The organism is Haemophilus sp. SZY H56 (genome assembly GCF_054332415.1).
Window position 1 is genome coordinate 1 of the sequence record NZ_JBTGNX010000016.1, and the last position, 25,887, is coordinate 25,887.

26 protein-coding genes are annotated in these 25,887 nt (G+C 39.3%); 20 read left to right on the forward strand and 6 right to left on the reverse strand.

Annotation, left to right across the window (positions count from 1 at the left end):
- Nucleotides 1-101 precede the first annotated feature (101 nt).
- From cgtA to rplU, 4 genes are all read right to left on the reverse strand, one after another.
- On the reverse strand, nucleotides 102-1,274 hold the full coding sequence (cgtA, locus tag ACXVWP_RS10185) for an Obg family GTPase CgtA (RefSeq protein WP_049355464.1): 1,173 nt from the start codon (nucleotides 1,272-1,274) through the stop codon (nucleotides 102-104).
- Nucleotides 1,275-1,301: 27 nt separating this feature from the next.
- Nucleotides 1,302-2,219: a DMT family transporter gene (locus ACXVWP_RS10190; protein WP_289901472.1), complete on the reverse strand. Its 918-nt coding sequence runs from the start codon at nucleotides 2,217-2,219 to the stop codon at nucleotides 1,302-1,304.
- 186 nt (nucleotides 2,220-2,405) lie between these two features.
- Nucleotides 2,406-2,663, reverse strand: a complete 258-nt coding sequence (gene rpmA / locus ACXVWP_RS10195) for a 50S ribosomal protein L27 (protein WP_005539872.1) — start codon at nucleotides 2,661-2,663, stop codon at nucleotides 2,406-2,408.
- A gap of 20 nt (nucleotides 2,664-2,683) precedes the next feature.
- Nucleotides 2,684-2,995 carry a 50S ribosomal protein L21 gene (gene rplU / locus ACXVWP_RS10200; protein WP_005695431.1) on the reverse strand — a complete coding sequence of 104 codons (312 nt, stop codon included), beginning with the start codon at nucleotides 2,993-2,995 and terminating at the stop codon, nucleotides 2,684-2,686.
- Nucleotides 2,996-3,225: 230 nt separating this feature from the next.
- Between rplU and ispB the strand changes: the two genes are divergently transcribed.
- Nucleotides 3,226-4,215, forward strand: coding sequence for an octaprenyl diphosphate synthase (ispB, locus tag ACXVWP_RS10205; RefSeq protein ID WP_128787987.1), 990 nt, complete (start codon nucleotides 3,226-3,228; stop codon nucleotides 4,213-4,215).
- Between the two features lies 1 nt (nucleotide 4,216).
- A complete protein-coding gene (locus ACXVWP_RS10210) occupies nucleotides 4,217-4,957 on the forward strand; it encodes an epoxyqueuosine reductase QueH (protein WP_297569643.1) in 741 nt (246 codons plus the stop codon).
- A gap of 49 nt (nucleotides 4,958-5,006) precedes the next feature.
- Here ACXVWP_RS10210 and ACXVWP_RS10215 read toward each other — a convergent pair whose 3' ends face one another.
- Nucleotides 5,007-5,312: a cell division protein ZapA gene (locus ACXVWP_RS10215; RefSeq protein ID WP_049355469.1), complete on the reverse strand. Its 306-nt coding sequence runs from the start codon at nucleotides 5,310-5,312 to the stop codon at nucleotides 5,007-5,009.
- Between the two features lie 160 nt (nucleotides 5,313-5,472).
- On the opposite strand from ACXVWP_RS10215, the gene polA reads away from it, so the two are divergent.
- Genes polA through ACXVWP_RS10230 form a run of 3 tightly spaced genes read left to right on the forward strand, consistent with a single transcriptional unit; the run spans nucleotide 5,473 to nucleotide 9,920 of the window.
- On the forward strand, nucleotides 5,473-8,271 hold the full coding sequence (polA, locus tag ACXVWP_RS10220; RefSeq protein ID WP_297569640.1) for a DNA polymerase I: 2,799 nt from the start codon (nucleotides 5,473-5,475) through the stop codon (nucleotides 8,269-8,271).
- A gap of 11 nt (nucleotides 8,272-8,282) precedes the next feature.
- Complete coding sequence (locus ACXVWP_RS10225; RefSeq protein ID WP_014064122.1) at nucleotides 8,283-8,597, forward strand: cupin domain-containing protein; 315 nt, start codon at nucleotides 8,283-8,285, stop codon at nucleotides 8,595-8,597.
- Between the two features lie 18 nt (nucleotides 8,598-8,615).
- Nucleotides 8,616-9,920, forward strand: a complete 1,305-nt coding sequence (locus tag ACXVWP_RS10230) for an L-cysteine desulfidase family protein (protein WP_297569638.1) — start codon at nucleotides 8,616-8,618, stop codon at nucleotides 9,918-9,920.
- 64 nt (nucleotides 9,921-9,984) lie between these two features.
- On the opposite strand, the gene ACXVWP_RS10235 is transcribed toward ACXVWP_RS10230, so the two are convergent.
- Nucleotides 9,985-10,350, reverse strand: a complete 366-nt coding sequence (locus tag ACXVWP_RS10235) for a transcriptional regulator (protein WP_049355479.1) — start codon at nucleotides 10,348-10,350, stop codon at nucleotides 9,985-9,987.
- A 100-nt stretch (nucleotides 10,351-10,450) separates the two neighbouring features.
- Here ACXVWP_RS10235 and ACXVWP_RS10240 point away from each other — a divergent pair, with 100 nt between their 5' ends.
- The 15 genes from ACXVWP_RS10240 (at nucleotide 10,451) to ACXVWP_RS10310 (ending at nucleotide 25,801) form a co-directional block, all read left to right on the forward strand.
- On the forward strand, nucleotides 10,451-11,452 hold the full coding sequence (locus ACXVWP_RS10240; RefSeq protein WP_297569634.1) for a TerC/Alx family metal homeostasis membrane protein: 1,002 nt from the start codon (nucleotides 10,451-10,453) through the stop codon (nucleotides 11,450-11,452).
- Nucleotides 11,453-11,456: 4 nt separating this feature from the next.
- Complete coding sequence (locus ACXVWP_RS10245; RefSeq protein WP_289901481.1) at nucleotides 11,457-11,825, forward strand: hypothetical protein; 369 nt, start codon at nucleotides 11,457-11,459, stop codon at nucleotides 11,823-11,825.
- 9 nt (nucleotides 11,826-11,834) lie between these two features.
- Nucleotides 11,835-12,473: a vWA domain-containing protein gene (locus ACXVWP_RS10250; protein ID WP_075875815.1), complete on the forward strand. Its 639-nt coding sequence runs from the start codon at nucleotides 11,835-11,837 to the stop codon at nucleotides 12,471-12,473.
- 17 nt (nucleotides 12,474-12,490) lie between these two features.
- Complete coding sequence (locus ACXVWP_RS10255; RefSeq protein ID WP_289901482.1) at nucleotides 12,491-13,129, forward strand: vWA domain-containing protein; 639 nt, start codon at nucleotides 12,491-12,493, stop codon at nucleotides 13,127-13,129.
- A gap of 8 nt (nucleotides 13,130-13,137) precedes the next feature.
- The gene (locus ACXVWP_RS10260; protein ID WP_289901483.1) at nucleotides 13,138-14,175 is read left to right on the forward strand and encodes a TerY-C metal binding domain-containing protein; all 1,038 of its coding nucleotides are present in this window, start codon (nucleotides 13,138-13,140) and stop codon (nucleotides 14,173-14,175) included.
- 2 nt (nucleotides 14,176-14,177) lie between these two features.
- Nucleotides 14,178-15,728, forward strand: a complete 1,551-nt coding sequence (locus ACXVWP_RS10265) for a PP2C family serine/threonine-protein phosphatase (protein ID WP_297569624.1) — start codon at nucleotides 14,178-14,180, stop codon at nucleotides 15,726-15,728.
- Nucleotides 15,728-17,227 carry a helix-hairpin-helix domain-containing protein gene (locus ACXVWP_RS10270; RefSeq protein ID WP_289901486.1) on the forward strand — a complete coding sequence of 500 codons (1,500 nt, stop codon included), beginning with the start codon at nucleotides 15,728-15,730 and terminating at the stop codon, nucleotides 17,225-17,227. Before ACXVWP_RS10265 ends, ACXVWP_RS10270 begins: the two co-directional genes overlap by 1 nt.
- Before the next feature lie 36 nt (nucleotides 17,228-17,263).
- Complete coding sequence (locus ACXVWP_RS10275; protein WP_289901487.1) at nucleotides 17,264-17,842, forward strand: TerD family protein; 579 nt, start codon at nucleotides 17,264-17,266, stop codon at nucleotides 17,840-17,842.
- A gap of 12 nt (nucleotides 17,843-17,854) precedes the next feature.
- Complete coding sequence (locus tag ACXVWP_RS10280; protein WP_289901488.1) at nucleotides 17,855-18,502, forward strand: TerD family protein; 648 nt, start codon at nucleotides 17,855-17,857, stop codon at nucleotides 18,500-18,502.
- Nucleotides 18,503-18,666: 164 nt separating this feature from the next.
- Nucleotides 18,667-19,710, forward strand: coding sequence for a YeeE/YedE family protein (locus ACXVWP_RS10285; RefSeq protein ID WP_289901489.1), 1,044 nt, complete (start codon nucleotides 18,667-18,669; stop codon nucleotides 19,708-19,710).
- A gap of 9 nt (nucleotides 19,711-19,719) precedes the next feature.
- Nucleotides 19,720-19,941, forward strand: coding sequence for a sulfurtransferase TusA family protein (locus ACXVWP_RS10290; protein ID WP_005631077.1), 222 nt, complete (start codon nucleotides 19,720-19,722; stop codon nucleotides 19,939-19,941).
- A 243-nt stretch (nucleotides 19,942-20,184) separates the two neighbouring features.
- Nucleotides 20,185-20,661 carry a hypothetical protein gene (locus ACXVWP_RS10295; RefSeq protein ID WP_289901490.1) on the forward strand — a complete coding sequence of 159 codons (477 nt, stop codon included), beginning with the start codon at nucleotides 20,185-20,187 and terminating at the stop codon, nucleotides 20,659-20,661.
- A gap of 404 nt (nucleotides 20,662-21,065) precedes the next feature.
- Nucleotides 21,066-22,328, forward strand: coding sequence for a TolC family protein (locus ACXVWP_RS10300; RefSeq protein ID WP_289901491.1), 1,263 nt, complete (start codon nucleotides 21,066-21,068; stop codon nucleotides 22,326-22,328).
- Between the two features lie 28 nt (nucleotides 22,329-22,356).
- Entirely contained in the window at nucleotides 22,357-24,567 is a 2,211-nt protein-coding gene (locus ACXVWP_RS10305; protein WP_128786935.1) for a type I secretion system permease/ATPase, read from the forward strand.
- A 1-nt stretch (nucleotide 24,568) separates the two neighbouring features.
- Nucleotides 24,569-25,801, forward strand: a complete 1,233-nt coding sequence (locus ACXVWP_RS10310) for an HlyD family type I secretion periplasmic adaptor subunit (protein WP_297569623.1) — start codon at nucleotides 24,569-24,571, stop codon at nucleotides 25,799-25,801.
- Nucleotides 25,802-25,887 lie beyond the last annotated feature (86 nt).

The following is a 25,887-nucleotide window of genomic DNA, read 5'->3' on the forward strand; positions in this document are numbered from 1 at the left end:
TAAAAGGACTGAGTCCGGTACAATATCGAAAACAATCCTTTAAATAACAGTCTAACTTTTTGGGGTCAGATCAAATTTTCCGCTCTTTTTCCATTTAGGCATTAAGGTTTATAAATAAATTCAACGCCTTCTTCATCTTCTTCGTCCCAATCATCCCAGTCGTCATCTTCATCATCAAATTGATGTTCAGCGAGCTGTTCTTGATGGTAATCTTCCCATTTGAATTTCACTTCTTCCGGTTTATTTTCTTTTACTTCCGCATCACGTGGATTTGCTTCAATGAAATCCATAATATCACGACAAAGTGGCGGTACATTTTTACCGGTTGCGGCAGAAATAAGGTGATACCCTTCTTCCCAGCCAAGACGTTCAGTAATCGCTTGTGCTCGTTCATGCGCCTCTTCTTCAGTCATCGTATCAATTTTGTTGAAGACTAACCAACGCGGTTTATCTGCCAATTTTTCGCTATATTGGAATAATTCTGACTCGATGATCGCAATATTATCTGCAGGATCAGATTCATCAATTGGGTTAATATCTACCAAATGAATTAACACACGACAGCGTTCTAAGTGCTTTAAGAAACGAATTCCCAAACCCGCACCATCCGATGCACCTTCAATCAATCCAGGGATATCTGCCACCACAAAGCTATGGCTCTCATCCACTTTCACCACACCTAAACTTGGCACTAAAGTGGTAAATGGATAATCAGCGACTTTTGGTTTTGCAGCTGAAACGGCACGAATAAAAGTGGATTTACCTGCATTTGGTAAACCTAACATCCCGACGTCCGCAAGAAGCATTAATTCTAATAATAAATCGCGTTTTTCACCTGGTGTCCCCATGGTTTTTTGGCGAGGCGCACGGTTCACTGAAGATTTGAAACGTGTATTACCTAAACCATGATAACCACCTTTCGCCACTAACATTTTGGCGCCATGCTTTGTTAAATCGCCAAGTACTTCTTTGGTATCATTATCAATTGCACGCGTTCCCACTGGCACACGTAACGTAATATCTTTACCGCGGCGACCGGTACAATCTGAACTATGGCCATTCTCACCGCGCTCAGCTGCAAAACGTTTCGTAAAACGATAATCGATCAAGGTATTTAAGTTTTCGTCTGCAACCAAATAAACATCACCGCCATCACCGCCATCGCCACCATCTGGGCCGCCTTTAGGGATAAATTTTTCACGGCGGAAACTTACACAACCGTTTCCACCATCCCCTGCTTCCACACGAATCAGGGCTTCATCAATAAATTTCATAAAAACTCTCCAATATTTAACCGCACTTTACTTTGATTGCGGTAATAACTTATGTCCGATTGCCGACAAAATTGCTCCGCATACTACAACAAACGCCCCGATATAGCTAATCATATTTAATTCTGGCGCGGCAAAATTATCAGGGCTCGCATAATGCGCAAGATGAGCAAATAAAATGGTAAATAGTGGTACTAAGGTAATCACAACACTGACTTTAGAAACCTCCCAGCGATTAAGGGCTTCGGCATACGCGCCATAACCAAATAAGGTATTTAAGCAACAATAAGCCAAACAACCAAATGCTAACGGACTGAGCTCTCTCACTTGGGAAAATTCAGCAACAGGCGTAAATACCAAAAGACAACCGAAATAAATCATTAATAAAATCTGTGGCGAACTAAAACGGCGAAGCATTAATTTTTGTGCCATACCATAAGCGACCCAAATTAACGAGCCCGCTAGACTTAATAATACCCCCGTTAAATAGCGGCTTTCCCCTTGAAACCCACCTAGCTTATCATTGAAGAAAAGTACTAATCCTACAAGTAATAAGGCTAAACCGATTTTTTGGTGTAATCCGAGCTTTTCTTTAAAGACAAAAAGACCGCAAATCAACATGCCAAAAGAGGAAAAGTGAATAAAAATTTGAGCTGAAGAAGGATCGATAAACTTAAGTGAGCTATTAAATAAGAAGAAGTTGCCAGACAACCCTATGACACCAATTACTACCAACCAAATAAATTGACCGCCTTTCAAAAATTGTGGCAATTTTTTCTTATAAGCAAGCAAAATAAAGAGTGCTAGAAATGCCACAATAAAGCGATACCACACGATCGTTTGTGGCGTCATCACTGATAGAACCTGTTTTAACGCAATAGGTAAAGATCCCCATGCCATCGCTGTAATTAAAGCAAATAGAAATCCTAAAAGAGGTTGTTGTTTCATGATGTCTTCCTTTATTTGGCTAAAGCACAGTTAGGAATTCAGGTAAATTTCATTCTAAAAAATATTGAAGAGAATGAATGACAGTGCCAAGATAACAGATTTGATTAATGATTGTAAATCACAGGTAAGAAAACAAAGAAAACGCCCCACAGATAATGCGGGGCGTTTATCAAATCAGATGTAAAATTATTCAGTTACAATACTTACGTATTTACGGCTTTTCTCGCCTTTCACTTCAAATTTTACTTTACCGTCAGCGGTAGCAAATAAGGTGTGGTCACGACCCATACCTACGTTGTTACCTGCGTGGAACTTAGTACCACGTTGACGTACAATGATGCTACCTGCTAATACAGATTCGCCACCGAAACGTTTAACACCAAGGCGTTTAGCTTCAGAATCACGACCGTTACGAGTTGAACCACCAGCTTTTTTAGTTGCCATCTACTTGATCTCCTCTGAAATTATGCTTGAATCCCAGTGATTTTCACTTCCGTGAACCACTGACGATGACCTTGTTGTTTACGGCTGTGTTTACGACGACGGAACTTAACGATTTTAACTTTATCGCCACGACCTTGTGCCACAACTTCAGCCACTACTTTCGCACCAGCTACTACTGGTGCACCAATTTTAACATCTTCACCATTAACGACCATCAACACTGAGTCGAACTCAACTGTTGCGCCAGTTGCAAGTTCAAGTTTTTCTAAACGAACCACTTGACCTTCGCTCACACGGTGTTGTTTACCGCCACTTTGGAAAACTGCGTACATAAATACTCCGCTATAATTATGCTTCTCCGTTACTATTTTTCGGTCCGCACTTCAAAATTCATATAAATAGGTCGCAAATTCTACGGAAAAAACAGCTCGATCGCAAGCACTTATTTGCAATAAAATAAAAAAAAGTGCTTTCCCTCGAGTTTAATTTCAGAAACCCTGAAAAATCAGGTAAAATCCACCAAACTTTCCTTTTTCATATACAACCATCGAACCAAATGAAGATGAACAAACAAGATTTAATGGATATGCATGCCATTCAAGCATTAACTGATGCGGATATGCAGAAAGTAGACCGAGCTATTCTAGCACAAATTAACTCCGATGTGCCGATGGTTAATCAGCTTGGTTTTTATATTGTACAAGGTGGCGGAAAACGCATCCGACCACTTATTGCTGTTTTAGCCGCTCGTGCATTAGGCTACGAAAGCGATAAAGTGGCCACTTGCGCCACCTTTGTGGAATTTATTCACACTGCTTCTTTATTACACGATGATGTGGTGGATGAGTCTGATATGCGTCGCGGCCGCGCAACAGCAAATGCGGCCTTTGGTAATGCGGCTAGCGTATTAGTAGGCGACTTCATTTATACTCGTGCATTCCAGTTAGTGGCACAGCTACAATCGCTAGATATTCTTCGAATTATGGCTGACGCTACCAACGTGTTGGCAGAAGGTGAAGTTCAACAATTGATGAATGTGAATGATCCCGATACCACGGAAGAAAGCTATATGCGTGTGATTTATAGTAAAACAGCACGTTTATTTGAAGTGGCGGCACAATCTGTGGCGATTGTTGCGGGAGCTGAAAAATCAATTGAAAGCGCATTTCAAGAATATGGTCGCTATCTTGGCACCGCATTCCAATTAGTAGATGATGTGTTAGATTACAGCGCAAACGCTGCCGCATTAGGCAAAAATGTGGGTGACGACCTCGCCGAAGGTAAACCGACGCTTCCTTTATTACACGCAATGCGTCATGGTAATCCACAACAAGCCGCACTTATTCGTGAAGCCATTGAACAAGGCGGAAAACGTGATGCTATCGATGACGTGCTTGCAATTATGGCTGAACATAAATCCCTTGATTATGCGATGGTTCGTGCAAAACAAGAAGCCCAAAAAGCAGTTAATGCCATTGCCTTATTACCTGAAAGCGAATACAAAAAAGCCTTAATTTCACTGGCTTATTTATCGGTAGACCGAACTTATTAATATGACTGAAGAACAAATTCAACCGCAAAGTGCGGCCGATTCTCAACCTAAATTTCAAAAACCGCGTAAGCAAAAAGTGCGCAAGGATCCCAATGCGCCTTTTATTCGTGAAAAACTCGAATTACCTGAAGGACATAATAGGTTACTTCTTCACTCTTGCTGTGCACCTTGCTCAGGTGAAGTAATGGAAGCCATTTTGGCCTCGGGTATTGAATTTACAATTTACTTTTACAACCCGAATATTCATCCATTAAAAGAATATTTAATTCGTAAAGAAGAAAATATCCGCTTTGCCCAAAAATTCGGGATTCCGTTTATTGATGCTGACTACGATCGCCAACAATGGTTTGATCGCGCAAAAGGCATGGAATGGGAACCGGAACGTGGCATTCGCTGTACCATGTGTTTTGATATGCGTTTTGAAAAAGCGGCTGAATATGCTCATGAACATGGTTTCCCTGTATTTACCAGCTGTCTTGGTATTTCTCGCTGGAAAGACATGGATCAAATCAACGGTTGCGGTCACCGTGCAGCTGAAAAATATGATGATGTAATTTATTGGGATTACAACTGGCGTAAAGCTGGCGGATCGCAGCGCATGATCGAAATCAGTAAGCGTGAACGTTTTTATCAGCAAGAATATTGTGGCTGTGTTTATTCTTTACGAGATAGCAATAAATGGCGTGAAGAAACAGGGCGACAAAAAATTGAAATTGGTAAACTCTATTACACACCTGATTAAAAACACATAAAAAAAGAACCGCACTTTCAACATGCGGTTCTTTTTTTATTTAATCTACGATGAAACGCCCACCTAATGCATTCTCTAAAGAATGATCTAACTGCTGAATTCGCGTACATAACACGTTTTCAATCTGGGCATTTTTGTCTTTTTCTTGGGTTAATTCGAAACTTAAATTTAAGGCAACAATAGAAAGCACACGGTCTAATTGCAATAAACCTGTACGCTCTTTCATTTCAGATACTTGGAGATCTAAACTACGCGCAGCCTGACGCAAAATCTCCTCTTGTTCTGCAGGGACATTCAAGCGCAATACTTGCCCTAATACAACAACTTCAACCAGTTTTAATGACATGCTATTCCCTTATGTTGAATATTTAAGTATACCTATTATGCCATAGCCAAATGCCTTCGTCATACTTTTTACATTTAATTAACCGTACTTTATATGTTCGCCCCATTTCCCAATTTAGGCTATAATGCGGCACTTTTCATTATTTTTGAACGGAATATTTATGCCAACTATCGCTCCTAATCCATTAGTCCTAGTGGACGGTTCATCTTATTTATATCGTGCTTTTCATGCTTTTCCTCCACTTACCAATTCTGCCGGTGAACCGACTGGCGCCATGTACGGTGTATTAAACATGCTTAAAAGCCTGATTTCGCAAGTGCAACCAAGCCATATTGCGGTGGTCTTTGATGCGAAAGGCAAAACTTTCCGTGATGAAATGTTTGAACAATATAAATCTCATCGTCCACCAATGCCTGACGATCTGCGCAAACAAATTCAGCCGTTACACGATATTATCCACGCCCTTGGCATTCCTCTTTTAGTTATTGAAGGCGTGGAGGCTGACGATGTCATTGGCACTTTAGCGGTAACGGCTTCTAAAGCTAATCAAAAAGTCTTGATCAGCACTGGCGATAAAGACATGGCGCAGCTAGTGGATGACAACATTATGCTGATCAACACCATGAATAATACCTTATTGGATCGCGATGCCGTGATTGAAAAATACGGTATTCCACCAGAACTCATCATCGATTACTTAGCGCTAATGGGCGATAGCGCCGATAATATTCCAGGCGTGGCGGGTGTGGGTGAAAAAACGGCTCTCGGCCTCTTACAGGGTATCGGCAGTATGGCAGAAATTTATGCCAACTTAGACAAAGTGGCTGAATTGCCAATTCGTGGGGCAAAAAAATTAGGGGATAAATTATTGGCTGAAAAAGAAATGGCCGATTTATCCTATCGCCTTGCCACCATCAAAACCGATGTTGTCCTCGATATTACTCCAGAGCAACTCACTCTTGGCGCAAGCAATAACGATCAACTCACTGAATATTTCGGCCGTTATGAGTTTAAACGTTGGCTCAATGAAGTGATGAATGGCGCTGATTCCATCACCAATAATCACGAACAATCGACCAAGATTAATCACTATCAAGCTACGCCTGCACTCGTTCAAGACAATAGCGAGGAAGCATTGCCGGCAATTCAAATTGATCGCAGCCGTTATGAAACCTTACTCACTGAAGCGGATTTAAATCGTTGGGTGGACAAACTCAAACAAGCCAAACTTTTTGCCTTAGATACAGAAACCGATAATTTAGATTATATGGCGGCCAACTTAGTGGGCATTTCCTTTGCGTTAGAAAACGGTGAAGCAGCTTACTTACCGCTGCAATTAGATTATTTAGGTGCACCAAAAACCCTTGAAAAAACAACCGCACTTTCGCTGTTAAAACCGATTTTAGAAAATCCAGCCATTCAAAAAGTCGGGCAAAACTTCAAGTACGACCTCACTATTTTCGCCCGTAATGGCATTGATGTGCAAGGTGTAGCTTTCGATACCATGTTGGAGTCCTATGTCCTCAACAGCACTGGTCGCCACAATATGGACGATCTAGCGAAACGTTATTTAGGACACCAAACCATCAGTTTTGAAGAAATTGCAGGCAAAGGTAAAAATCAGCTGACCTTTAACCAAATTCCATTAGAACAAGCCGCCGAGTATGCGGCGGAAGATGCTGATGTGACAATGAAGCTGCAACAAGTGCTATGGGAAAAACTTTCTAAAGAACCCACGCTTGAAAAACTCTTTAAAGAAATGGAATTGCCATTGTTAGGCGTACTTTCCCGTATGGAGCGTCGCGGTGTCTTAATTGATAGCGACGCACTATTCCTACAATCTAATGAAATCGCTAACCGTTTAAGTGAACTAGAAGAACAAGCCTATGTCTTAGCGGGGCAGCCATTTAATTTAGCCTCAACCAAACAATTACAGGAAATTTTGTTTGATAAATTAGGTTTACCGGTTATTCAAAAAACACCAAAAGGCGCGCCATCCACCAACGAGGAAGTCTTGGAGGAACTCGCATTTAGCCATGAATTACCGAAAGTGTTGGTAGAACATCGTGGTCTCAGCAAACTAAAATCCACCTACACCGACAAATTGCCGCAAATGGTGAATCTACAAACGGGTCGAGTGCATACTTCCTACCATCAAGCAGTAACAGCCACTGGTCGTCTTTCATCAAGCGATCCGAATCTACAAAATATTCCGATTCGTAATGAAGAAGGCCGCCGTATTCGTCAAGCTTTTATCGCCCGCGAAGGATTTACTGTTGTTGCAGCTGATTATTCACAAATCGAACTACGCATTATGGCGCACCTATCACAGGATCAGGGCTTAATTAATGCTTTTACCCAAGGCAAAGATATTCACCGCTCTACCGCAGCAGAAATCTTTGGTATCGCACTGGATGAAGTGACATCCGAACAACGCCGCAATGCTAAAGCGATTAACTTCGGTTTAATTTATGGTATGTCAGCCTTTGGATTATCGCGTCAACTCGGTATTGGCCGTGCGGATGCCCAAAGCTATATGGATTTGTATTTCAAACGCTATCCTGGCGTACAAACCTTTATGCACGATATTCGCGAAAAAGCCAAAGCCCAAGGCTATGTGGAAACCCTATTCTGCCGTCGTTTATATCTGCCGGATATCAACTCCTCTAACGGTATGCGCCGTAAAGCTGCCGAACGTGTCGCGATCAATGCACCAATGCAAGGCACTGCCGCAGACATTATTAAACGAGCCATGATTCAATTGGATCAAAAACTACAAAATGATCCCGATATCGCGATGATTATGCAAGTGCACGATGAATTGGTGTTTGAAGTGCGGTCAGAAAAAGTCGAGTTTTATAGCAAACTCATCAAAACACACATGGAAAGCGCAGCTGATTTAGTGGTGCCATTGATTGTAGATGTGGGGCAAGGCACTAACTGGGATGAGGCGCACTAAGGAATTTAGTCATGAATAAAGTTATTCAAAGTCAGCACTTTACGGCAGAACGTGCTTGGGGAGCACTGGATATTACCAATATGAATGGCATTTCCGTGCGTCTTCACTGGACAGATAAACCTTACAAATGGCATATCAATGACGGTGAAGAAGTCTTTGCTGTCATGGATGGTACGGTGGAAATGCATTACAAAGAAGAGGGCCTAGAGAAAGCCGTATTGCTCCATGCGGGTGATATTTTTTATGCGGGTATTGGTACCGAACATGTTGCTCATCCACAAGGCGAAGCGCGCATATTAGTCATAGAGAAAGAAGACAGCATTTAACAGATTAAAAAGAATTTTATGAATCAAGAAAGACTCAACGAAATCGAAAAATCATTAATTCAAATTGTAGAACGCGATGTGGTTCCGGCACTTGGCTGTACTGAACCTATCTCTTTGGCGCTTGCAGCAGCAACAGCGGCTAAATATTTAGGCAAAACACCTGAACGCATTGAAGCTAAAGTCTCACCTAATCTCATGAAAAATGGATTGGGTGTTGCAGTTCCAGGAACAGGTATGGTGGGCTTGCCTATTGCTGCAGCAATTGGTGCTTTAGGCGGTGATCCTGAGAGTGAGTTGGAAGTATTAAAACACATCACGCCAGAGCAAGTATCCCAAGCTAAGGCGATGCTTGATAAAAAGCTCGTTAATGTGGATATTCATCAAACCGATCATATCTTATATTCAGAAGCCGTATTGTTTGCCGATAATGACCGAGTGAAAGTAGCGATTCAAGATCAACACACAAACATCATTTTAATTGAAAAAAATGGCGAAGTTGTTTTTGAGAAAGAACACGATGAATGTGCTGATTGCGATCCTTATGATATTTTCAAACAGGTGAGCGCACGTGAAATCTTTGAATTTTCTTGTGAAGTTGAGCTCGATAAAATCCGCTTTATCGGACAAGCTGCCGCTCTAAACCGAGCGCTGTCTAACGAAGGATTACGTGAAAATTACGGCTTACACATTGGCAGAACGTTACGCAAACAAGTTGGTAGTGGCTTAATGTCAGATGATTTACTCAGCAAAATCATGATCGAAACCACTGCTGCCTCCGATGCACGTATGGGCGGGGCAACATTGCCCGCAATGAGTAATTCAGGTTCAGGCAACCAAGGTATTGCCGCGACTATGCCCGTGGTTGTGGTCGCTGATTATTTAAACGTGAGTGAAGAAAAACGTCTCCGCACCCTCTTCTTATCACACTTAATGGCCATTTATATCCACAGTAAATTACCCAAACTATCCGCCCTTTGTGCGGTAACCACTGCCTCTATGGGAAGCTGTGCAGGCATTGCCTATTTGCTTACGGGTAAATTCGAAACCGTGAGCATGGGGATTTGCAGCATGATCGGTGATATTAGCGGAATCATCTGCGATGGTGCATCCAATAGCTGTGCAATGAAAGTCTCTACCAGTGTTGCTTCAGGCTATAAATCGGTACTTATGGCAATGGATGAGACCCACGTTACAGGTAATGAAGGCATTGTCGAACACAATCTTGAGCGAACCATTGATAACCTCTGCGCTATTGCATCAAAAAGTATGCAACATATAGACAGACAGGTTATCGAAATTATGGTGAGTAAGCCTTGTCCTTAACGAAAATAAAGTGCGGTAAAAAATCCATATAATTTTTTACCGCACTCATTGTGTATAATTTTGATTAGAGTTTATTTTGAAAAGAACTAATAAAAGCAATTAGTGCTGATTTTTGCTGTTCCGATAGTCCAACAATCATCTTCAACAAAACTTCATCTAACATTGTCATTTTTTCATTATCACCCACACCGTAACGCAACCATTCTGGTTTAACTGATAACCACTTAGATAAGGTTTCAATTTTATCCATTGATGGTATAGCCAAACCATTAAGCCATTTATGGACAGCTTGTTGAGTAACTGACTCATTTGGGTGCTGTAAATTAAATTTAGTTGCTATTTCACTTGTCTTCAAATTCTGCATAGCCATTGCTGAAAGAGCTAATTTTAAACGTGCACTAAATTTTTCTTTTTCACTTAATATTTGCATAATGAAAATAATTATGACTAAATCTAAAAAGATCTTGTAAACTATTCTGGTTTTTATATAAACTATATTGGTTTACAGTTTTTCATTTTAGGTTTCATCTATGCATCATTTTGGTTTTCCTTTAGAAGTTCTTATTGTCTTCTTTTCAGCCATCTTATTTTCTGTTTATGTGGATTTAATATCTCACCGTCAAAGTAAAGAAATTACAGTAAAAAATGCCGCACTTTGGTCAATCTTTTGGATTTCATTAGCATTGGCGTTCTACGTTTATCTTTATTTCCGTTTTGAGCCGGAATGGGCAGATCTCTATCTTGCAGGTTATGTACTTGAAAAGAGTTTATCCATTGATAACTTGATGGTATTTGTTGCGATCTTTGCATCTTTTGGCATCAAAGATCACCTTCAACACCGTATTCTTTATTGGGGAATCTTAGGCGCATTAATTTTCCGAGCAATTTTTGTTGTAATTGGGACTGGATTGTTTTCTGCAAGTCCTTGGGTTGGATTTATTTTTGCTGCTTTTGTACTTTGGAGTGGCTGGAAAATGTTACAAGGCGGAGATGATAATGAAGAAGAGATCGAAGACTATACTCATCACTGGAGTGTTCGTTTGGTAGGGAAAATAATGCCTGTTTTCCCAAAACTAGTACAAGAAAAATTCTTTGTAAAACATAACGAATTAAATGCAGATCAAATAGTTTCCGTCACTCGTCAAGGTTTGCGTTACGCAACGCCTGCATTTTTATGTTTAATGGCGATTGAAACATCTGATGTAGCATTTGCCTTTGACTCAGTACCTGCTGTTATTGCTGTTACTCAAGAACCATTACTCGTTTATGCTGCAATGATTTTCGCGATTCTAGGATTACGTAGTCTCTATTTTATTCTTGCTGCACTCACAAAATATCTTGTTCACCTTGAAAAAGCTGTCATTGCCTTATTGTTCTTTATTGGTATCAAAATGGGGATTCAATCTTGGAATCACGCGGTATTTGATACAGGCATTCATATTTCTGCCAATGTTAGCCTTTATATTGTATTAGGTGTTTTATTTATTGGTGTTGTTGCTTCGTTTATTTTCCCTGAAAAACAAGAAGGATAATGCAATGAACGTAAAGAAATTTATTTTTCTGACCGCTTATTTTACCACTACAAATGTTTTGGCAAACCAACACTATATAACGCCACCAACATCATCTACACGTGGATATGTTCCAGTAATTAGTGATGGAATGGAACAACAATGTGTTGAAATCTACAACCAAGCGAAATGGTTAGGTGATTCGCTTCAAAATACTTATGTTGATCAATATTCGAGTGCATCAGTAAATGCTTATAACCAAAAAATATTTCAACATTCACAAATGATAAATTGGTTTAATCAAAATTGCGCAGGAAAACAATCACGTTCTGCTTGTGAAGCTGCAATGGAACTAAATCGTAAAAATGGGATACCAACACAAAATTGCTATTAGGAGAAATTTATGCGTCGTTTACCTGTTTATTTATTAGTCGATACTTCTGGCTCAATGATGGGCGAGGCTATTGAATCTGTGCGTAATGGTTTACAAATGCTAGTTTCTGCATTACGTCAAGATCCTTACGCATTAGAAACGGCTTATCTATCTGTGATTACTTTTGATAGCAAAGCCAAACAAGTTACACCACTAACGGAGCTAATGAGCTTTCAGCTTCCAACTATTGAAGCATCAGGCTTAACATCAATGGGCGAAGCGTTAAGTTTACTTACAGATTGTATCAATCGCGAGGTACAAAAAGGATCTGCGGAAATAAAAGGTGACTGGAAACCAGTTGTATTTTTACTTTCAGATGGTGTACCAACTGACGATTTGCAGAAAGGAATTAATGCATTAAAAACGGTGAAAACAGGAACTTTTGTCGCTTGTGCAGCCGGTGCCGGAGCTGATACCAACGTATTAAAACAAATTACAGAAAGCGTGGTGTCATTAGATACTGCTGATGCAAATTCAATTAAAGCCTTCTTTAAATGGGTTTCTGCATCGATTTCTGTTTCAAGCCAAAAAGTCGATCTTAACAAAAAAGATGTGGGCGGATTAGGTGAATTACCGCCACCACCAGCAGAATTGAACATTGTTTTATAAATGGTTCGGCGAGAATTATGGCAAGAAGATTACTCACGTATATTTGTATTGACACTTCTGGCTCAATGAAAGGAGAGCCGATTGAAGCAGTGAATGTCGGATTACAATCACTGCTTTCTGCATTAAGGCAAAATCCCTATGCACTTGAAAGTGTTTATCTTTCTATTTCCACTTTTGATACGGTGATCAAAAATGTCTTCCCCTTGACCGCACTTGAAGATGTGGTATTGCCAACGATTTCTTGCCCTGATAGTGGCGCAACCTTTCTTGGAAAAATGCTGGAAAATATCGTGCAAGCGGTTAAAAAAGATCGCCTTCTAGCAACAGCGGAACAAAAAGGCGATTGGCGTCCTATCTTGATTTTACTAACTGATGGCAAGCCTTCTGACACTTTGGCTTATGAGCAAGCCATTCCACAAATTAAATCCTTAAATTTTGGCAATATCGTGGCTTGTGCAGCAGGACCAAAGGCAGATCCTAATATTCTAAAAAAACTTACAGACACAGTTGTGTCATTAGACACTATGGATGCAAATAGTTTTTCTCAGTTCTTCCAATGGGTATCTGCTTCCGTAGCTCAAACCAGTGTTAGCGTGGGTGCAATCGATAATAACAGCCTGCCACCGCCACCTGATGAAATTAATATTGTATTCTAGGAAAAATTATGCGTCGTTTACCAGTTTATATTGTTGTTGATATCTCTGAAAGCATGGCTGGCGAAAATCTTCGTCAAATGCAAGAAGGCATTAGCCGCTTGGTTAATCAACTTCGCCGTGATCCTTACGCGTTGGAATCTGTTTATCTTTCTGTGATCGCATTTGCTGGGGCGGCTGGTACGCTTGCACCATTAACGGAATTAATGAGTTTTTACCCACCTCGTTTGCCGATTGGTTCTGGAACATCTATTGGTGCAGCACTAAATCATTTAATGGATTCTTTAGAAAAAGATATTGTGCGTAGTACGGCAGAGAAAAAAGGCGATTGGAAACCATTGATTTACATTATGTCAGACGGTTCGCCAACAGATGATCCTGCACAAGCTATTTCTCGCTGGAAACACCATTTTCAAAATAAAGCGAAGCTAATCAATATTGGCATTGGTAAATTTGCCAACCTTGATACATTAAGTGAAATTAGTGATTTAACCTATCGACTAGATGATGAAGATATAGAAAAAGTTTACCGTGCTTTATGTGAATCTGTTGCGGATTCCATTCTAAGTCAAAGTCGCTCGCTGGGTGTGGAATTACCTATATCACTGAATAAAGAAATTTTAGAAAGCGGTGCGATTTCTTTGATAAAAGAAAAAGAGCAAATGGTCGCTTTAGATGAAAATTATGCAATCATCGTGGGTAAATGTAGCAAGGTGAAATTGCCTTATTTAATGAAATATGAACGGCTTGAAAACAGTCCGCTTGATAATGCGATTTTTCAATATGTTGGTGTTTACCCAGCTGAAAAAGATTACGTAGATTGGTCTGATAATCGCCCAAATCATAGCAAAATCTCAACATCCCAACTTTGGGGTGGTGGCGGTTGCCCCCATTGTGGTGCTGCTTTTGGTTTGTGTATGTGCAACTGTGGGCAAATTTTCTGTGCTAACGGCGAAAAAGAAGTCGTCTGCCCTGGTTGTAATGAAACCTTGTATTTTAATGATGAAGCAGACGGTGCTGATTTTGATATTACGCGTGCAAGGGGCTAGGGATGAATGCAACCGAACAATTAGAAAAAATAAAATCTTGGTTAAATCAGGCTGATGAAAAATATCTTGATGCCTTTGCCAGTCAAAATCAGACATTAATATCCCATATTTGTGAAATATGGCAACGTTTTCAGGAAGCTAAAAATATAACATCATTGGAAAATAATATGTTGACCATTCAACCAACAGAAACAACACCAGTATATAAAAAAGAGCTCATCATTACATTGCCAAATGCAAAACAAGATGAACCTTATTTTTACCAAAAAACCAATGATTTCCCTACAATTCAATCTCTAAAAGTTGAAGAGGACCTTGGATTAGCTTGGAATGTAGAAGCGCAAGCATTAGATGGTGTACCGATAAAGAGCGGTGAATTTTTACTGACTTTTCAACTTACTGACGGTAATACAGCACACTCAACCCTTTTTATCAATCCTAATCCGAAATATTTATGGAAGAACATTCCTTCCGATAAAAATAGCCGTTTTTGGAAACCAGATAGTGCAAGTAGCCAGATTTCCACAGACTTAGGACAATTAATCGCAGCTCGTATGCGCGGACGTACTCACGCAATGAAAGGAACGTGCTGCGATGATGATTTTACTATCGGCTATCACGAGAAATCAAAATTTCATTTCATTGCTGTTGCCGACGGTGCTGGAAGTGCAGAATTTTCTCGCCAAGGCTCAAAACTAGCAGTAGAGGCCGCAAAAGATAAATTTTTTGAGTTACTGAATATTGAAGGTAAGGACTACCAAAAACTGTCCCAAAAAAACGAACAAGAACTCGCTTATATTACCAAAGTGATGTTTAAAGAAGCGGTTCAAGCCGCTTATCTTGCACAAGAAACAGCGGCAAAAGATTATGTTATTGAACAGAAATCTCTTTCTTGCACATTACTGCTTGCGTTTACATTACCTTTAATCGATGGAAAATGGTTCACTGCTTGTTATTGGGTGGGAGATGGTGCAGCTGCAATCTTTGATCCCGCTATACAAAAAATTAAATTATTGGGTGAAGTGGACTCAGGACAATATTCAGGTGAAACCCAATTTTTAACCTTAGCGGAAGCCAATGCGGAAAAAATTACCTCACGCATTTATACAGATATTCGTGATTATCCCCCAATCCTGATATTAATGACAGATGGCGTTTCCGATCCTAAATTTCATAGTGATGTACAGCTTAACACCTTTGAGACTTGGCAAATATTTTGGCAAGAATTACGTGAACCATTACAAAAAGAGCAACCAGAAAAAGCCTTAGAGGAATGGCTAGATTTCTTCTCAAAAGGAGAGCACGATGATCGCACTTTAGCGATATTTATTCCGCAGTCAGAATGGCAGGGAATGACTTATACATCAATGAGCAATAAAATCTTGCAGGAAGAGTCAAGAATAGTGAATGAGATAGTGCTACAAGCGACTGAAAATAATCAAGAATTTGCTAATGAAAAAGTCAGAACTATCAACATTACTCAGAACAATGAAACAAAAACAATCACGCTCCAGAAAGCAAGTGACATACCACTTCAAAAAGGAACTGAATAATGGGTAAAGTTATCACGCTCACTGCAACAAATGGTAAAACTATTCAATTTGTTGATGAAATCAAAGCCCAAGGCGGAATGAAAGATGTGATGTTCTCACCTAATAAAGATTATGTTGTTGCATTCTTCCGTGAACCTGCTGATCTTGCCACGAAAGAGCGGTTAGAAATGATAACAGGAACTTACCGCGAAAAGATCTTTAATCAAGAAGGTGGCGAATATCTTAAAAAATTATTCTGTTGGCCTACCGCTGTAGTGGAATATCAAGGCAAGCTCGGTGTGGTTAGCCCTTTTTATCGTGATTGCTTTTTCTTCCAATATGGCAGTCGTAATAACGATATGTTAGGCATTAAAGGCAAAGATAAAGACGGTAAATGGTTCGCCAGTGCTTCTAATCGCAATAAGTTTCTTGACTCTCGAGAGTTAGGCGATTGGATGTTGCATTTGAAAGTCTGCTTGATGTTGGCTCGTGCCGTTCGCCGTATGCATATGGCTGGATTAAGTCATAGCGACTTAGGTTACAAAAACTGCTTAATCGATCCAACAACTGGTCAAGCGAGTTTAATTGATATTGACGGCTTAGTTGTGCCGGGGAAACATCCACCAACAGTGGTGGGAACTCCTGATTTTATTGCACCTGAAGTAGTGGCAACTCAACATTTAGATAAAAACGATCCTAAGCGTAAGTTACCTAGCCGAACTACGGATTTACATGCATTAGCAGTGTTAATTTATATGTATTTACTTTATCGCCATCCACTTCGAGGAGATAAAGTCTTTGATATGAATGATAGCCAGCGTGATGAAGAATTAGGAATGGGAGAGAAGGCGTTATTCATTGAACACCCAACTGATCATTCTAATCGTATAAAAGTAGGGAATGTTAAACCTAGCGAACTGCCTTGGAAAGACACACAAAAAATGCCTTATACCATTACTGGTCCTTATTTAAGCGAATTATTTAAACGAGCTTTTATTGACGGCTTGCATAATCCTATTGCTCGCCCGACAGCAGATGAATGGGAACAGGCATTAGTAAAAACAGTAGATTTACTTCAGCCTTGTCAAGGCGCTAATTGTGAACAGAAATGGTATGCTTTTGATAATTCTAAATCGCCCAAATGTCCGTTTTGTGGCACAGCACATCAAGGTAAATTGCCCGTGTTAAATTTATATTCTGCTGCACCAAATGGCAGTTATCGCCCTGATAATCACAGAATTATGGTCTACAGCGGGCAATCACTTTTTAAATGGCACGCTGACAACCGCATATTTCCTAATGAAAAATTGAAAGCTGAAGATGCTAAACGCATTGGCTATTTCATGTTACATCAAGGAAATTGGTGGCTTGTGAACGAAAATCTGACTGATATGGTAGATGTCAATACGAAACAATCTATTCCTATTGGTGGAAAAATGAAACTCGAGGAAGGCGCCAAAATTCTTTTGAAAAAAGGCGAAGGCGGACGACTTATCGTTGTTCAAATGACTGGTTCATAAGATTTATTAACCTAATAACAACTGGAGAATTATAATATGGCAATTTCATTAACCAAAGGTCAAAACGTTTCATTAAGTAAAACCGATCCGAGCTTAAAAAATGTGTTGGTTGGTTTAGGGTGGGATGCTCGTTCAACTGATGGGCAAAACTTTGACTTAGACGCAAGTGTATTTATGGCAACAGAAAATGGTAAAGTGCCTTCTGATAGACATTTTATTTTCTATAATCAATTAGTTTCACCTTGTGGTGGTATAGAGCATACTGGCGATAACCTCACCGGTGATGGAGATGGTGATGATGAAAGCGTGATAGTTCGCTTAGACAAAGTAGAAAGTAATATCAAATCACTTTTTATTACTGTAACTATTCACGATGCAGAAGCTCGTCGTCAAAATTTTGGTCAAGTCAGCAATGCATTCGTACGTATTGTTAATAATGATACTAGTGATGAAATTGTTCGTTTTGATCTTTCTGAAGATTACAGCACCGAAACAGCAATGGTGTTTGGTGAAATTTATCGTCATAACGGTGAATGGAAATTTCGTGCAATTGGTCAAGGATATACAGGGGGATTATATTCACTTTGTCAACAATATGGTGTAAATGTTGGTTAATTGGAGTGAAAAATGGTTTCATTAAATAAAATTACTTTAGAAAAAAAAGGTGATTCGCATAAAATTGATTTATCGAAATCAACTGATCAGCAAATTACTATTAACTTAAATTGGACTCAACAAAAACCCTCTGGTTTCTTCAGTAGCTTATTTGGTTCAAATAAAGAGATTGACTTAGATCTTGGGTGTTACTGGGAGTTACAAGACGGAACAGCTTCACTTATTGACGGTTTGCAATTTTCCAAAGGTCGTGGCGGGTCAAGAGAACGTCTAACACGCCAAGGATGTTATAGCCAAGCGCCTTGGGTATGGCATTGTGGAGATGATCGGAATGGCAGCTCAGCCGAAGGTGAAAATATTTTAGTCAACCCAAAAGGTATCAGAGATCTACGTCGTTTGGTTATCTATTGTTTCATTTATGAGGGAGCTGCTAAATGGGCCGAGTCTGATGCCGTGGTAACCGTTAAAGTGCCTAACCAGCCTGAAATCGTTGTTGAAATGGGGAAACAAACTGATCCTCGCACATTCTGTGCGATTGCAAGCATTGACTTTGATGATTCTCAGATGTCAGTTCGTAAAGACATTAACTTCTTTAATGGGCATGCAGATTGTAGCCAATATTACGGCTGGGGTTTTAACTTCGCTGCAGGCTCAAAATAAATCAAAAATCCTCTCCCCTAGTGCGGTCAGAAAAACACTCAAATTTCTGACCGCACTTTTTTTATATCAAAAAAACATATTTTCTAGCCAAAAGTTATTGGCGTCACCTTCTTATTTTTTTAGAAAATACCAACCTACTTAGTTCTCAAAGAGAAGGAATATTTATGCTTTTAACTGGATTACTTTGCGGAATTTTACTCGGATTTGTGATGCAGCGTGGGCGCTTTTGTATTACTGGCGCATTTCGCGATATGTATGTCACCAAAAATAACAAAATGTTTGTAGCCCTTCTATTGGCGATTACCGTGCAATCCATCGGTTTCTTTCTCTTAAAAGAAATCGGTGTATTAAATGTCGATCCGGCTGAAAATTTTGCCTTTTTAGCGGTAATTATCGGTGCCTTTGTGTTTGGTATCGGCATTGTTCTTGCTGGCGGTTGTGCAACAGGTACGTGGTACCGTGCTGCGGAAGGCTTAGTTGGTAGTTGGGTCGCATTATTCACTTATATGCTATTAAGTGCCATCATGCGTACTGGCCCATTAGGTGAATTCAATAAAGCTTTACGCAGTATTAATATTGAGCAACGCAATATTTACGATACATTCGGTATTTCACCTTGGTGGTTAGTCGCATTATTAACTTTAGTGACAGCTTTCTATGTATACAAACATCTCAGCAAACCAAGCGCAAAAGTCGCGGCATTAAAACCAAAGAAAACGGGACTTGCTCACTTATTATTTGAGAAGCGCTGGCACCCATTTTTCTCTGCCGTATTAATCGGATTAATCGCACTTGCCGCTTGGCCATTAAGTGTTGCTACTGGTCGTGAGTTCGGACTTGGGATCACTGGCCCATCAGCCAATATCATGCAATTCCTTGTTACTGGCGACGGTAAATTTATTAACTGGGGCGTATTCTTAGTCTTAGGGATTTTTATTGGGTCATTCATCGGCGCTAAAGCAAGCAATGAATTTCGTGTTCGCGTACCGGATGCTACCACGATTCTACGCAGCGGACTCGGCGGTATTCTCATGGGCATCGGTGCAACCCTTGCGGGTGGCTGCTCTATCGGTAATGGCTTAGTCGAAACCGCCTTTTTCTCTTGGCAAGGTTGGGTCTCATTGCCATTGATGATTCTCGGCACTTGGGTGGCCGCCTACTTCACCATTATCCATCCACAACGTTTAAAATTAGCAAAAGCATCATAAGGAGTTTATATGATCGTTAAATTACCAACACTCGGCCTTGTTTGCCCATTTCCTCTCGTTGAAGCCAAGGAAGCTATGGCTAAGTTAAATAAAGGCGATGGCCTAGAAATTGAATTCGACTGCACACAAGCCACTGAAGCCATTCCCGCTTGGGCGGCTGAAGAAGGTTATGAAGTGACAAACTTCGAACAAATTGATGATGCGAAATGGTCAATTACGGTGATTAAATAATCAACAAATCTTTGTTCAAGAAAGAACTGTCTTTTTACCTTTTGGCTTGGTTACTTCCATAATCAAGCCATATAAAACAATGGGTTAAAAATTTGTATAAATTTAGTACAAAAAAAACTATAAATAGTCTTCCTTTATTATAAATTTCAGCTAGAATCTCCCGTCGGGCACAGGCAACATCTGTGCAACTTTTAGTCTCTACAGACTGTAATTATCATCATTTATATTAGAAGGAACCTACCTATGAAACTTTCTAAATTATTAACTGCAGTCTTTACTGTCTCTATGCTAGCTGCTTGTACATTAAGCAATGAAAGATGGTCAAATTTTGATAATCAATCAGCTAATATTAACCCACAAAAAAGTCATGCAGGTTTAGTATTTTTCCGTACTGATGCAGGTTCAAACTCCATTGCTGTAAATATTAAAGTAAACAATGAATACCTCGCATCTCTTCAAGTAGGTGGCTTTGCTAAAACTGAAATTTGTGCAAAACCCACCACAATTGAAGCATACTATGTTGAAATGAAGCCAGGAACAAACTTAAACGTAAATCTAGCGGAACAATCTATACGTTATTTCGCAATCGATACTTCAAATGCATCTAACCCTCAAATCGTAGAGGTTGATACAACATCTGCACAAAAAATATTAAAACAACTTAAACATCAGGCTCATACTATTTCTCGCATAAACAATGCAACTTGTCTTGGGAATTAAAGGATATAAAACTTATCTAAAACATATTAGCTTAAAATAAATAAACACTAAAAATCATTGATACCAAAAGAATCAGTAATTTTTTAGCTACGAGCCATATAAAAATCACCAGCAAGCAAGAAGATGGATGTCATCCTAAGTAACTTTAAATACTCATCATGTTTAAAGGCCTTAACTTATCCAATTGTACTATAGGTGAAAATTGTGGCTCGCCTCTCTCCTATTTATTATTGATATAAATACTAGTAAGAAATCAGCTATTTTCCTGCCACTAAAAATAAATATATTGATTGCTAAATAGTCAGAAAATTTACATATAATTTACATTAAAAGTATCCACACTGAACTAATTTGAGCTATAATCCCAAAACTGTCTTTTAAACTTACCGCGAAGAGTCCATTCTATGAAACTAACACGTAATAAAATTTTCTCATTACTCATGTTTGGCGCGCTGCAATCACAATTTGTATTTGCCGAAGACTTAGCCTCGATCCTACAACTCTCGCTTCAACAGGATCCTGTGTTAACTGAAGCGAATGCAAATACTGAGGGTGCTTACAATGATATGAAAGCATCAGAAGCAGGTCATTACCCAACCCTATCCTTAACGGGACAAAACGTATTAGCCCAACAACATACATCAAATAATTCTAAAATGCGTGATGATGTCGGCGTAAGATCCCGTTTAAATCTATATGCTTGGGGGGGAATTCAAGCAGCAGTTGAGCGAGATAAATCGAAAATGGAATATTTTCAATATAAATATTATGAAACACGGGAAGAACTCGCAAATACAATAAGTACGCTTTATTTAACCGCACTTCGCGCAAAAGAATCAATTGCAATTGCGAAAAAGAATATCCGTCGCCATGAAAAATTCTTAGCTGATTTAAAAGTAATCAATCAATATGATGAAGGTCGTCGTTCTGAAATTGCACAAGCCGAATCTCGCTATTTGCAAGCGCAATCAACAGAAGCAAACTTAGAAAAAACATTATCAATAAACTTAAGTAAATTGAGTAAATATACCTCTAAGAAACTCACAGAAAAAGATATTGTTGATCCATTTAATAAACAAAACTCAACTCAATTAATTGCTTTATTCGATAATGTGGAAGCTAATAATCACCCTAGTTTTAAAGCTCAAGAAGCTGAATATAATAGTGCCTTAGCAGATTCAGAAGCAACTAAAGCATCAAAATATCCTTCTATTAATTTGGAAGGTAGCGCCACTCGCCGAGATAGAAGTATTGCGTTAACGATGTCTTGGGATTTATATAATAAACCTGTAGACTATGCCACAGAAAAAAGCCGAGCCGTTGTACTGTCAGCTAAAGCTCGTTCACATGAGATGCTCAGAGATATTAAAGAACGTGCCGAAACCGCCAAAGTTGATATGAAACAAAGCGAACGTCGAGCTAAAATTGCGAAATCATTGATTGCAACCCAAACTCAAGTTGCCCAAGACTATGAGCAACAATTTTATATTTCAAATAGAACTTTATTAGAAGTATTAGACTCTTATGCAGAGTTAGCCTCAACTGAAACGAATTATGTAGAGGCTCAAAATGATTATCGTGATGCCGCAATCGCCTACTTACTTGCTAAAGCTAGTTTAGCAAAATGGGCAAAAGTGCCAGACTTCAATACAACTAATCATTTTTAAAGTTCCATCATTATTTTAAATAAATTTTATGAATTCAATTATCAAACATTTAGCCATAGCAACAAAACTACTTAATCAACCGGTTGCTGAAGAAGCGCTAGCCTCAAATGTTGCTAGAGATCGAAATTTAAATGCCAATATTCAATCTTTAAGTGAGGTTTTACGTAGTTACGGGTTCGAAAATCATATTTCTCGTCGAAAACTCTTAGAGATACCTTCGCTTGCAATGCCTGCTATCATTATTCTCAATAATGAGGAAGCTGCAGTTATTACAGACGTAAAAGGTCACGGAGAAGAACGCACTTACGTTATTCGCCAGGGTGATGCTCCAGCACATGAAATATCTCACAAAGATCTCGAGTCAAAGTATTTAGGCTTCTGTTGGTTTATAAAGCCTAAATTAACTGCAGATCATCGTTCAGAATTACCTGAATATCATTTACCCAAAGCCTGGTTTTGGAAGGTAATTGCTCGTTTTAAAAAATATTATTATCAAGTTATTCTCGCTTCCTTTTTAATTAATATTTTAGCGTTAATTAGCTCCTTATATGTAATGAATGTGTATGACCGCGTCATTCCTAATGAAGCCTATTCAACATTATGGGTATTGAGTATCGGTGTATTTCTCGCCATTCTCTTCGAGTTTATCGCTAAAATGATACGGTCCCATTTAACCGATATTGCAGGCAAAAAAGCAGATTTGATAATCAGTTCTGCACTATTCAGACGAGTAATGGCATTACGTCTGATTGAACGCCCGATTTCATCCGGTTCTTATGCTAATAATCTTAGAGATTTCGAAGCTGTACGTGAATTTATGACAAGTGCCAGCTTACTAGTATTGGTAGACGCGCCATTTTTATTATTATTCCTTTTTGTAATGTTTATTATTGGGGGAAAATTGGCAATCGTACCTGCGGTGATTTGTACTTTAGTATTAATTGTTTCTTTTGCTGTTCAGCCCGTTTTAGCAAAACGTATCAATGAGAGTATGAGAGAAAGTTCACAGCGGCAAGGTTTAGCTGTCGAAGCAGTGGAAGGCATTGAAACATTAAAAGTAAATAATGCAACGAACTGGGCCCAGCAACGTTGGGATCGATTAAATGCGTTAACCGCAACTAGTTCAATGAAAGTAAAGGAAATTAATGAGTTTGTGTCTAACCTTACAGTTGGATTACAGCAACTGAATACAGTGGGGTTAGTGCTCTTAGGGACCTACTTAATTCATGATGATGTCGTTGAAGCTCGAATTACAATGGGGGCCGTGATTGCCTCAGTTATTCTTTCTGGTCGAGCACTCTCATCATTGGGTCGAGTAGCTGGATTGGCTATTCGTTTCCAACAGGCAAAAAATGCGCTAAAAGGTGTCAATGCAATTGTTGAAAGACCTATTGAACGTAGCCCTGAACGTTCTTACGTTACACTGACCCAAGTACAAGGTCAGCTTACATTTAAAAATGTTGTATTTCAATACAATGAAGATACGCAACCGGCTATTGCCAATTTAAATTTAACGATTCGACCAGGCGAAAAAGTAGCTATTCTTGGACGAATTGGTAGCGGAAAAAGTACGTTATTAAAATTAGCTGGCGGCCTATATGAACCAACAGGCGGAAATATTTTGTTAGACGATGTTGATACTCGCCAAATTGATCCAAATTTCTTGCGAGATAAAGTGACATTACTCAATCAATCACCTCGTTTATTCCTTGGTACATTGCGTGAAAATTTAGATTTGGCTCGAATGGATGGATATTCTACTGATCAAGAATTACTTGCTGCATTACGAAATTTCCATCTCGATCAATTAGTCAGAAATCATCCAAAAGGATTAGATATGCCATTAGGAGAGGATGGGTTAGGTCTTTCTGGGGGACAAAAACAGATCGTTTCATTAGCTCGTTTAACTTTAAGACATCCTAGAGTGGTATTACTTGATGAGCCTACAACGGGATTAGATGAACAAACAGAACGCCAAGCCCTAAATGTTTTAGCTCAATGGGCAAGAGATAAAACCGTTGTTGTTGTGACACATCGACTACAAGTATTACCTATGGTAAACAGAGTAGTTGTTGTAGACAATGGTCGCGTAGTGATGGATGGACCACGTGATGCTGTGATTGCTAGATTACAAGAAAATGAGGCTCGTCATAATCAAGCCACACCAGCTCAGACTTCACCTAATGAAAATAATACGCCGAAAAATGCAGTTAAAAAACAAGAAGAGAAGAGTAAATAATATGTCAAATCAGCCACAAGAAAAAATTAATAAAGAAGATTTAAAGCTGATTAATGATTTAAGTGCAGCTTTACAATCCGAGAAACACACCGGTTATTTTGCAATTATTAGCCTGTTTTTGTCTTTCATGGTTGTTTTTATCATTTGGGCTTATTTCAGCCCGCTTGAAGAAGTGGCGCAAGGACAAGGACGCATAATCCCAAGTAGTCGTGAACAAATCGTACAAAGTCTAGATCCTGGTACTATTCAACAGATGTTAGTAAAAGAAGGTGATACTGTAGAGAAAGGACAAATTTTACTGAAACTAGATGATACTCGAAGTTCTGCAATTTTACGTGAAAGCAAAGCCAAAGTAGAACATTTAGAAGCAATGGTCGCACGTTTACAAGCTGAAGCATATAACACAAAACTGACCTTTCCTGAGGATATTTCTGATGAACTAAAAAAACGTGAAGAAGCTGCCTATGTCTCTCGCCGCCGAGCAATGGAGGAGCAAGTTTCAGGGCTACAGAAAAGTAAAGCAGCATTAGAGCAACAAATTGCAATTACAACGCCTATGGTAAAACGTGGAGTAATGTCACAAGTTGAACTATTAAGAATGCAACGAGATTCACATGATTTAGCCGTGCAAATTACTGAACGCCAAAATCGTTATACTACTGATGCAAGTAACGAATTGGTAAAAACGGAATCCGAGCTAGCGCAAGCCAAAGAGAATATGGCTATGCGAGCAGATCCTGTCGAACGTTCACAAATTCGAGCTCCAATGAAAGGGATTGTAAAGAATATCCGAATTAATACTATTGGCGGTGTTGTAAGTGCTGGACAAGATATTCTTGAAATTGTCCCTATTGAGGATAATTTATTAGTTGAAGCTTATATTAGACCTAACGATGTGGCATTTATTCGACCTGGATTACCTGCTGTAGTCAAGTTAACGGCTTACGATTATGCTATTTACGGTGGATTAGAGGGTAAAGTCACATTGATTAGTCCAGATACACTAAGCGATGAAAAACGTAATGCAAGTGAATTAAAACTAAATATGAATAACGTATATTATCGAATTTTAGTACAAACTTCAGGTAGCAATCTCGTCGACAAAAATGGTAACGAAATGCCAATTATTCCTGGAATGGTTGCGACAGTGGATGTCAAAACTGGTGAGAAAACTGTGTTTCAATATCTAACTAAACCGATTACACGAATGAAACAGGCATTAAGAGAGCGATAAATTTAAAAGTGATCTGCACCCCAAAAGTTGGACTCAACAAACCAACAATTGAGGTGCAGATTTTTTATGGGTAAACACTACACAAT

Excerpts from the sequence above, each read along its gene's own strand:
- cgtA (WP_049355464.1), bottom strand. The coding sequence starts at position 1,274 with ATGAAATTTATTGATGAAGCCCTGATTCGTGTGGAAGCAGGGGATGGT.
- ACXVWP_RS10190 (WP_289901472.1), bottom strand. The coding sequence starts at position 2,219 with ATGAAACAACAACCTCTTTTAGGATTTCTATTTGCTTTAATTACAGCG.
- rpmA (WP_005539872.1), bottom strand. The coding sequence starts at position 2,663 with ATGGCAACTAAAAAAGCTGGTGGTTCAACTCGTAACGGTCGTGATTCT.
- rplU (WP_005695431.1), bottom strand. The coding sequence starts at position 2,995 with ATGTACGCAGTTTTCCAAAGTGGCGGTAAACAACACCGTGTGAGCGAA.
- ispB (WP_128787987.1), top strand. The coding sequence starts at position 3,226 with ATGAACAAACAAGATTTAATGGATATGCATGCCATTCAAGCATTAACT.
- ACXVWP_RS10210 (WP_297569643.1), top strand. The coding sequence starts at position 4,217 with ATGACTGAAGAACAAATTCAACCGCAAAGTGCGGCCGATTCTCAACCT.
- ACXVWP_RS10215 (WP_049355469.1), bottom strand. The coding sequence starts at position 5,312 with ATGTCATTAAAACTGGTTGAAGTTGTTGTATTAGGGCAAGTATTGCGC.
- polA (WP_297569640.1), top strand. The coding sequence starts at position 5,473 with ATGCCAACTATCGCTCCTAATCCATTAGTCCTAGTGGACGGTTCATCT.
- ACXVWP_RS10225 (WP_014064122.1), top strand. The coding sequence starts at position 8,283 with ATGAATAAAGTTATTCAAAGTCAGCACTTTACGGCAGAACGTGCTTGG.
- ACXVWP_RS10230 (WP_297569638.1), top strand. The coding sequence starts at position 8,616 with ATGAATCAAGAAAGACTCAACGAAATCGAAAAATCATTAATTCAAATT.
- ACXVWP_RS10235 (WP_049355479.1), bottom strand. The coding sequence starts at position 10,350 with ATGCAAATATTAAGTGAAAAAGAAAAATTTAGTGCACGTTTAAAATTA.
- ACXVWP_RS10240 (WP_297569634.1), top strand. The coding sequence starts at position 10,451 with ATGCATCATTTTGGTTTTCCTTTAGAAGTTCTTATTGTCTTCTTTTCA.
- ACXVWP_RS10245 (WP_289901481.1), top strand. The coding sequence starts at position 11,457 with ATGAACGTAAAGAAATTTATTTTTCTGACCGCTTATTTTACCACTACA.
- ACXVWP_RS10250 (WP_075875815.1), top strand. The coding sequence starts at position 11,835 with ATGCGTCGTTTACCTGTTTATTTATTAGTCGATACTTCTGGCTCAATG.
- ACXVWP_RS10255 (WP_289901482.1), top strand. The coding sequence starts at position 12,491 with ATGGCAAGAAGATTACTCACGTATATTTGTATTGACACTTCTGGCTCA.
- ACXVWP_RS10260 (WP_289901483.1), top strand. The coding sequence starts at position 13,138 with ATGCGTCGTTTACCAGTTTATATTGTTGTTGATATCTCTGAAAGCATG.
- ACXVWP_RS10265 (WP_297569624.1), top strand. The coding sequence starts at position 14,178 with ATGAATGCAACCGAACAATTAGAAAAAATAAAATCTTGGTTAAATCAG.
- ACXVWP_RS10270 (WP_289901486.1), top strand. The coding sequence starts at position 15,728 with ATGGGTAAAGTTATCACGCTCACTGCAACAAATGGTAAAACTATTCAA.
- ACXVWP_RS10275 (WP_289901487.1), top strand. The coding sequence starts at position 17,264 with ATGGCAATTTCATTAACCAAAGGTCAAAACGTTTCATTAAGTAAAACC.
- ACXVWP_RS10280 (WP_289901488.1), top strand. The coding sequence starts at position 17,855 with ATGGTTTCATTAAATAAAATTACTTTAGAAAAAAAAGGTGATTCGCAT.
- ACXVWP_RS10285 (WP_289901489.1), top strand. The coding sequence starts at position 18,667 with ATGCTTTTAACTGGATTACTTTGCGGAATTTTACTCGGATTTGTGATG.
- ACXVWP_RS10290 (WP_005631077.1), top strand. The coding sequence starts at position 19,720 with ATGATCGTTAAATTACCAACACTCGGCCTTGTTTGCCCATTTCCTCTC.
- ACXVWP_RS10295 (WP_289901490.1), top strand. The coding sequence starts at position 20,185 with ATGAAACTTTCTAAATTATTAACTGCAGTCTTTACTGTCTCTATGCTA.
- ACXVWP_RS10300 (WP_289901491.1), top strand. The coding sequence starts at position 21,066 with ATGAAACTAACACGTAATAAAATTTTCTCATTACTCATGTTTGGCGCG.
- ACXVWP_RS10305 (WP_128786935.1), top strand. The coding sequence starts at position 22,357 with ATGAATTCAATTATCAAACATTTAGCCATAGCAACAAAACTACTTAAT.
- ACXVWP_RS10310 (WP_297569623.1), top strand. The coding sequence starts at position 24,569 with ATGTCAAATCAGCCACAAGAAAAAATTAATAAAGAAGATTTAAAGCTG.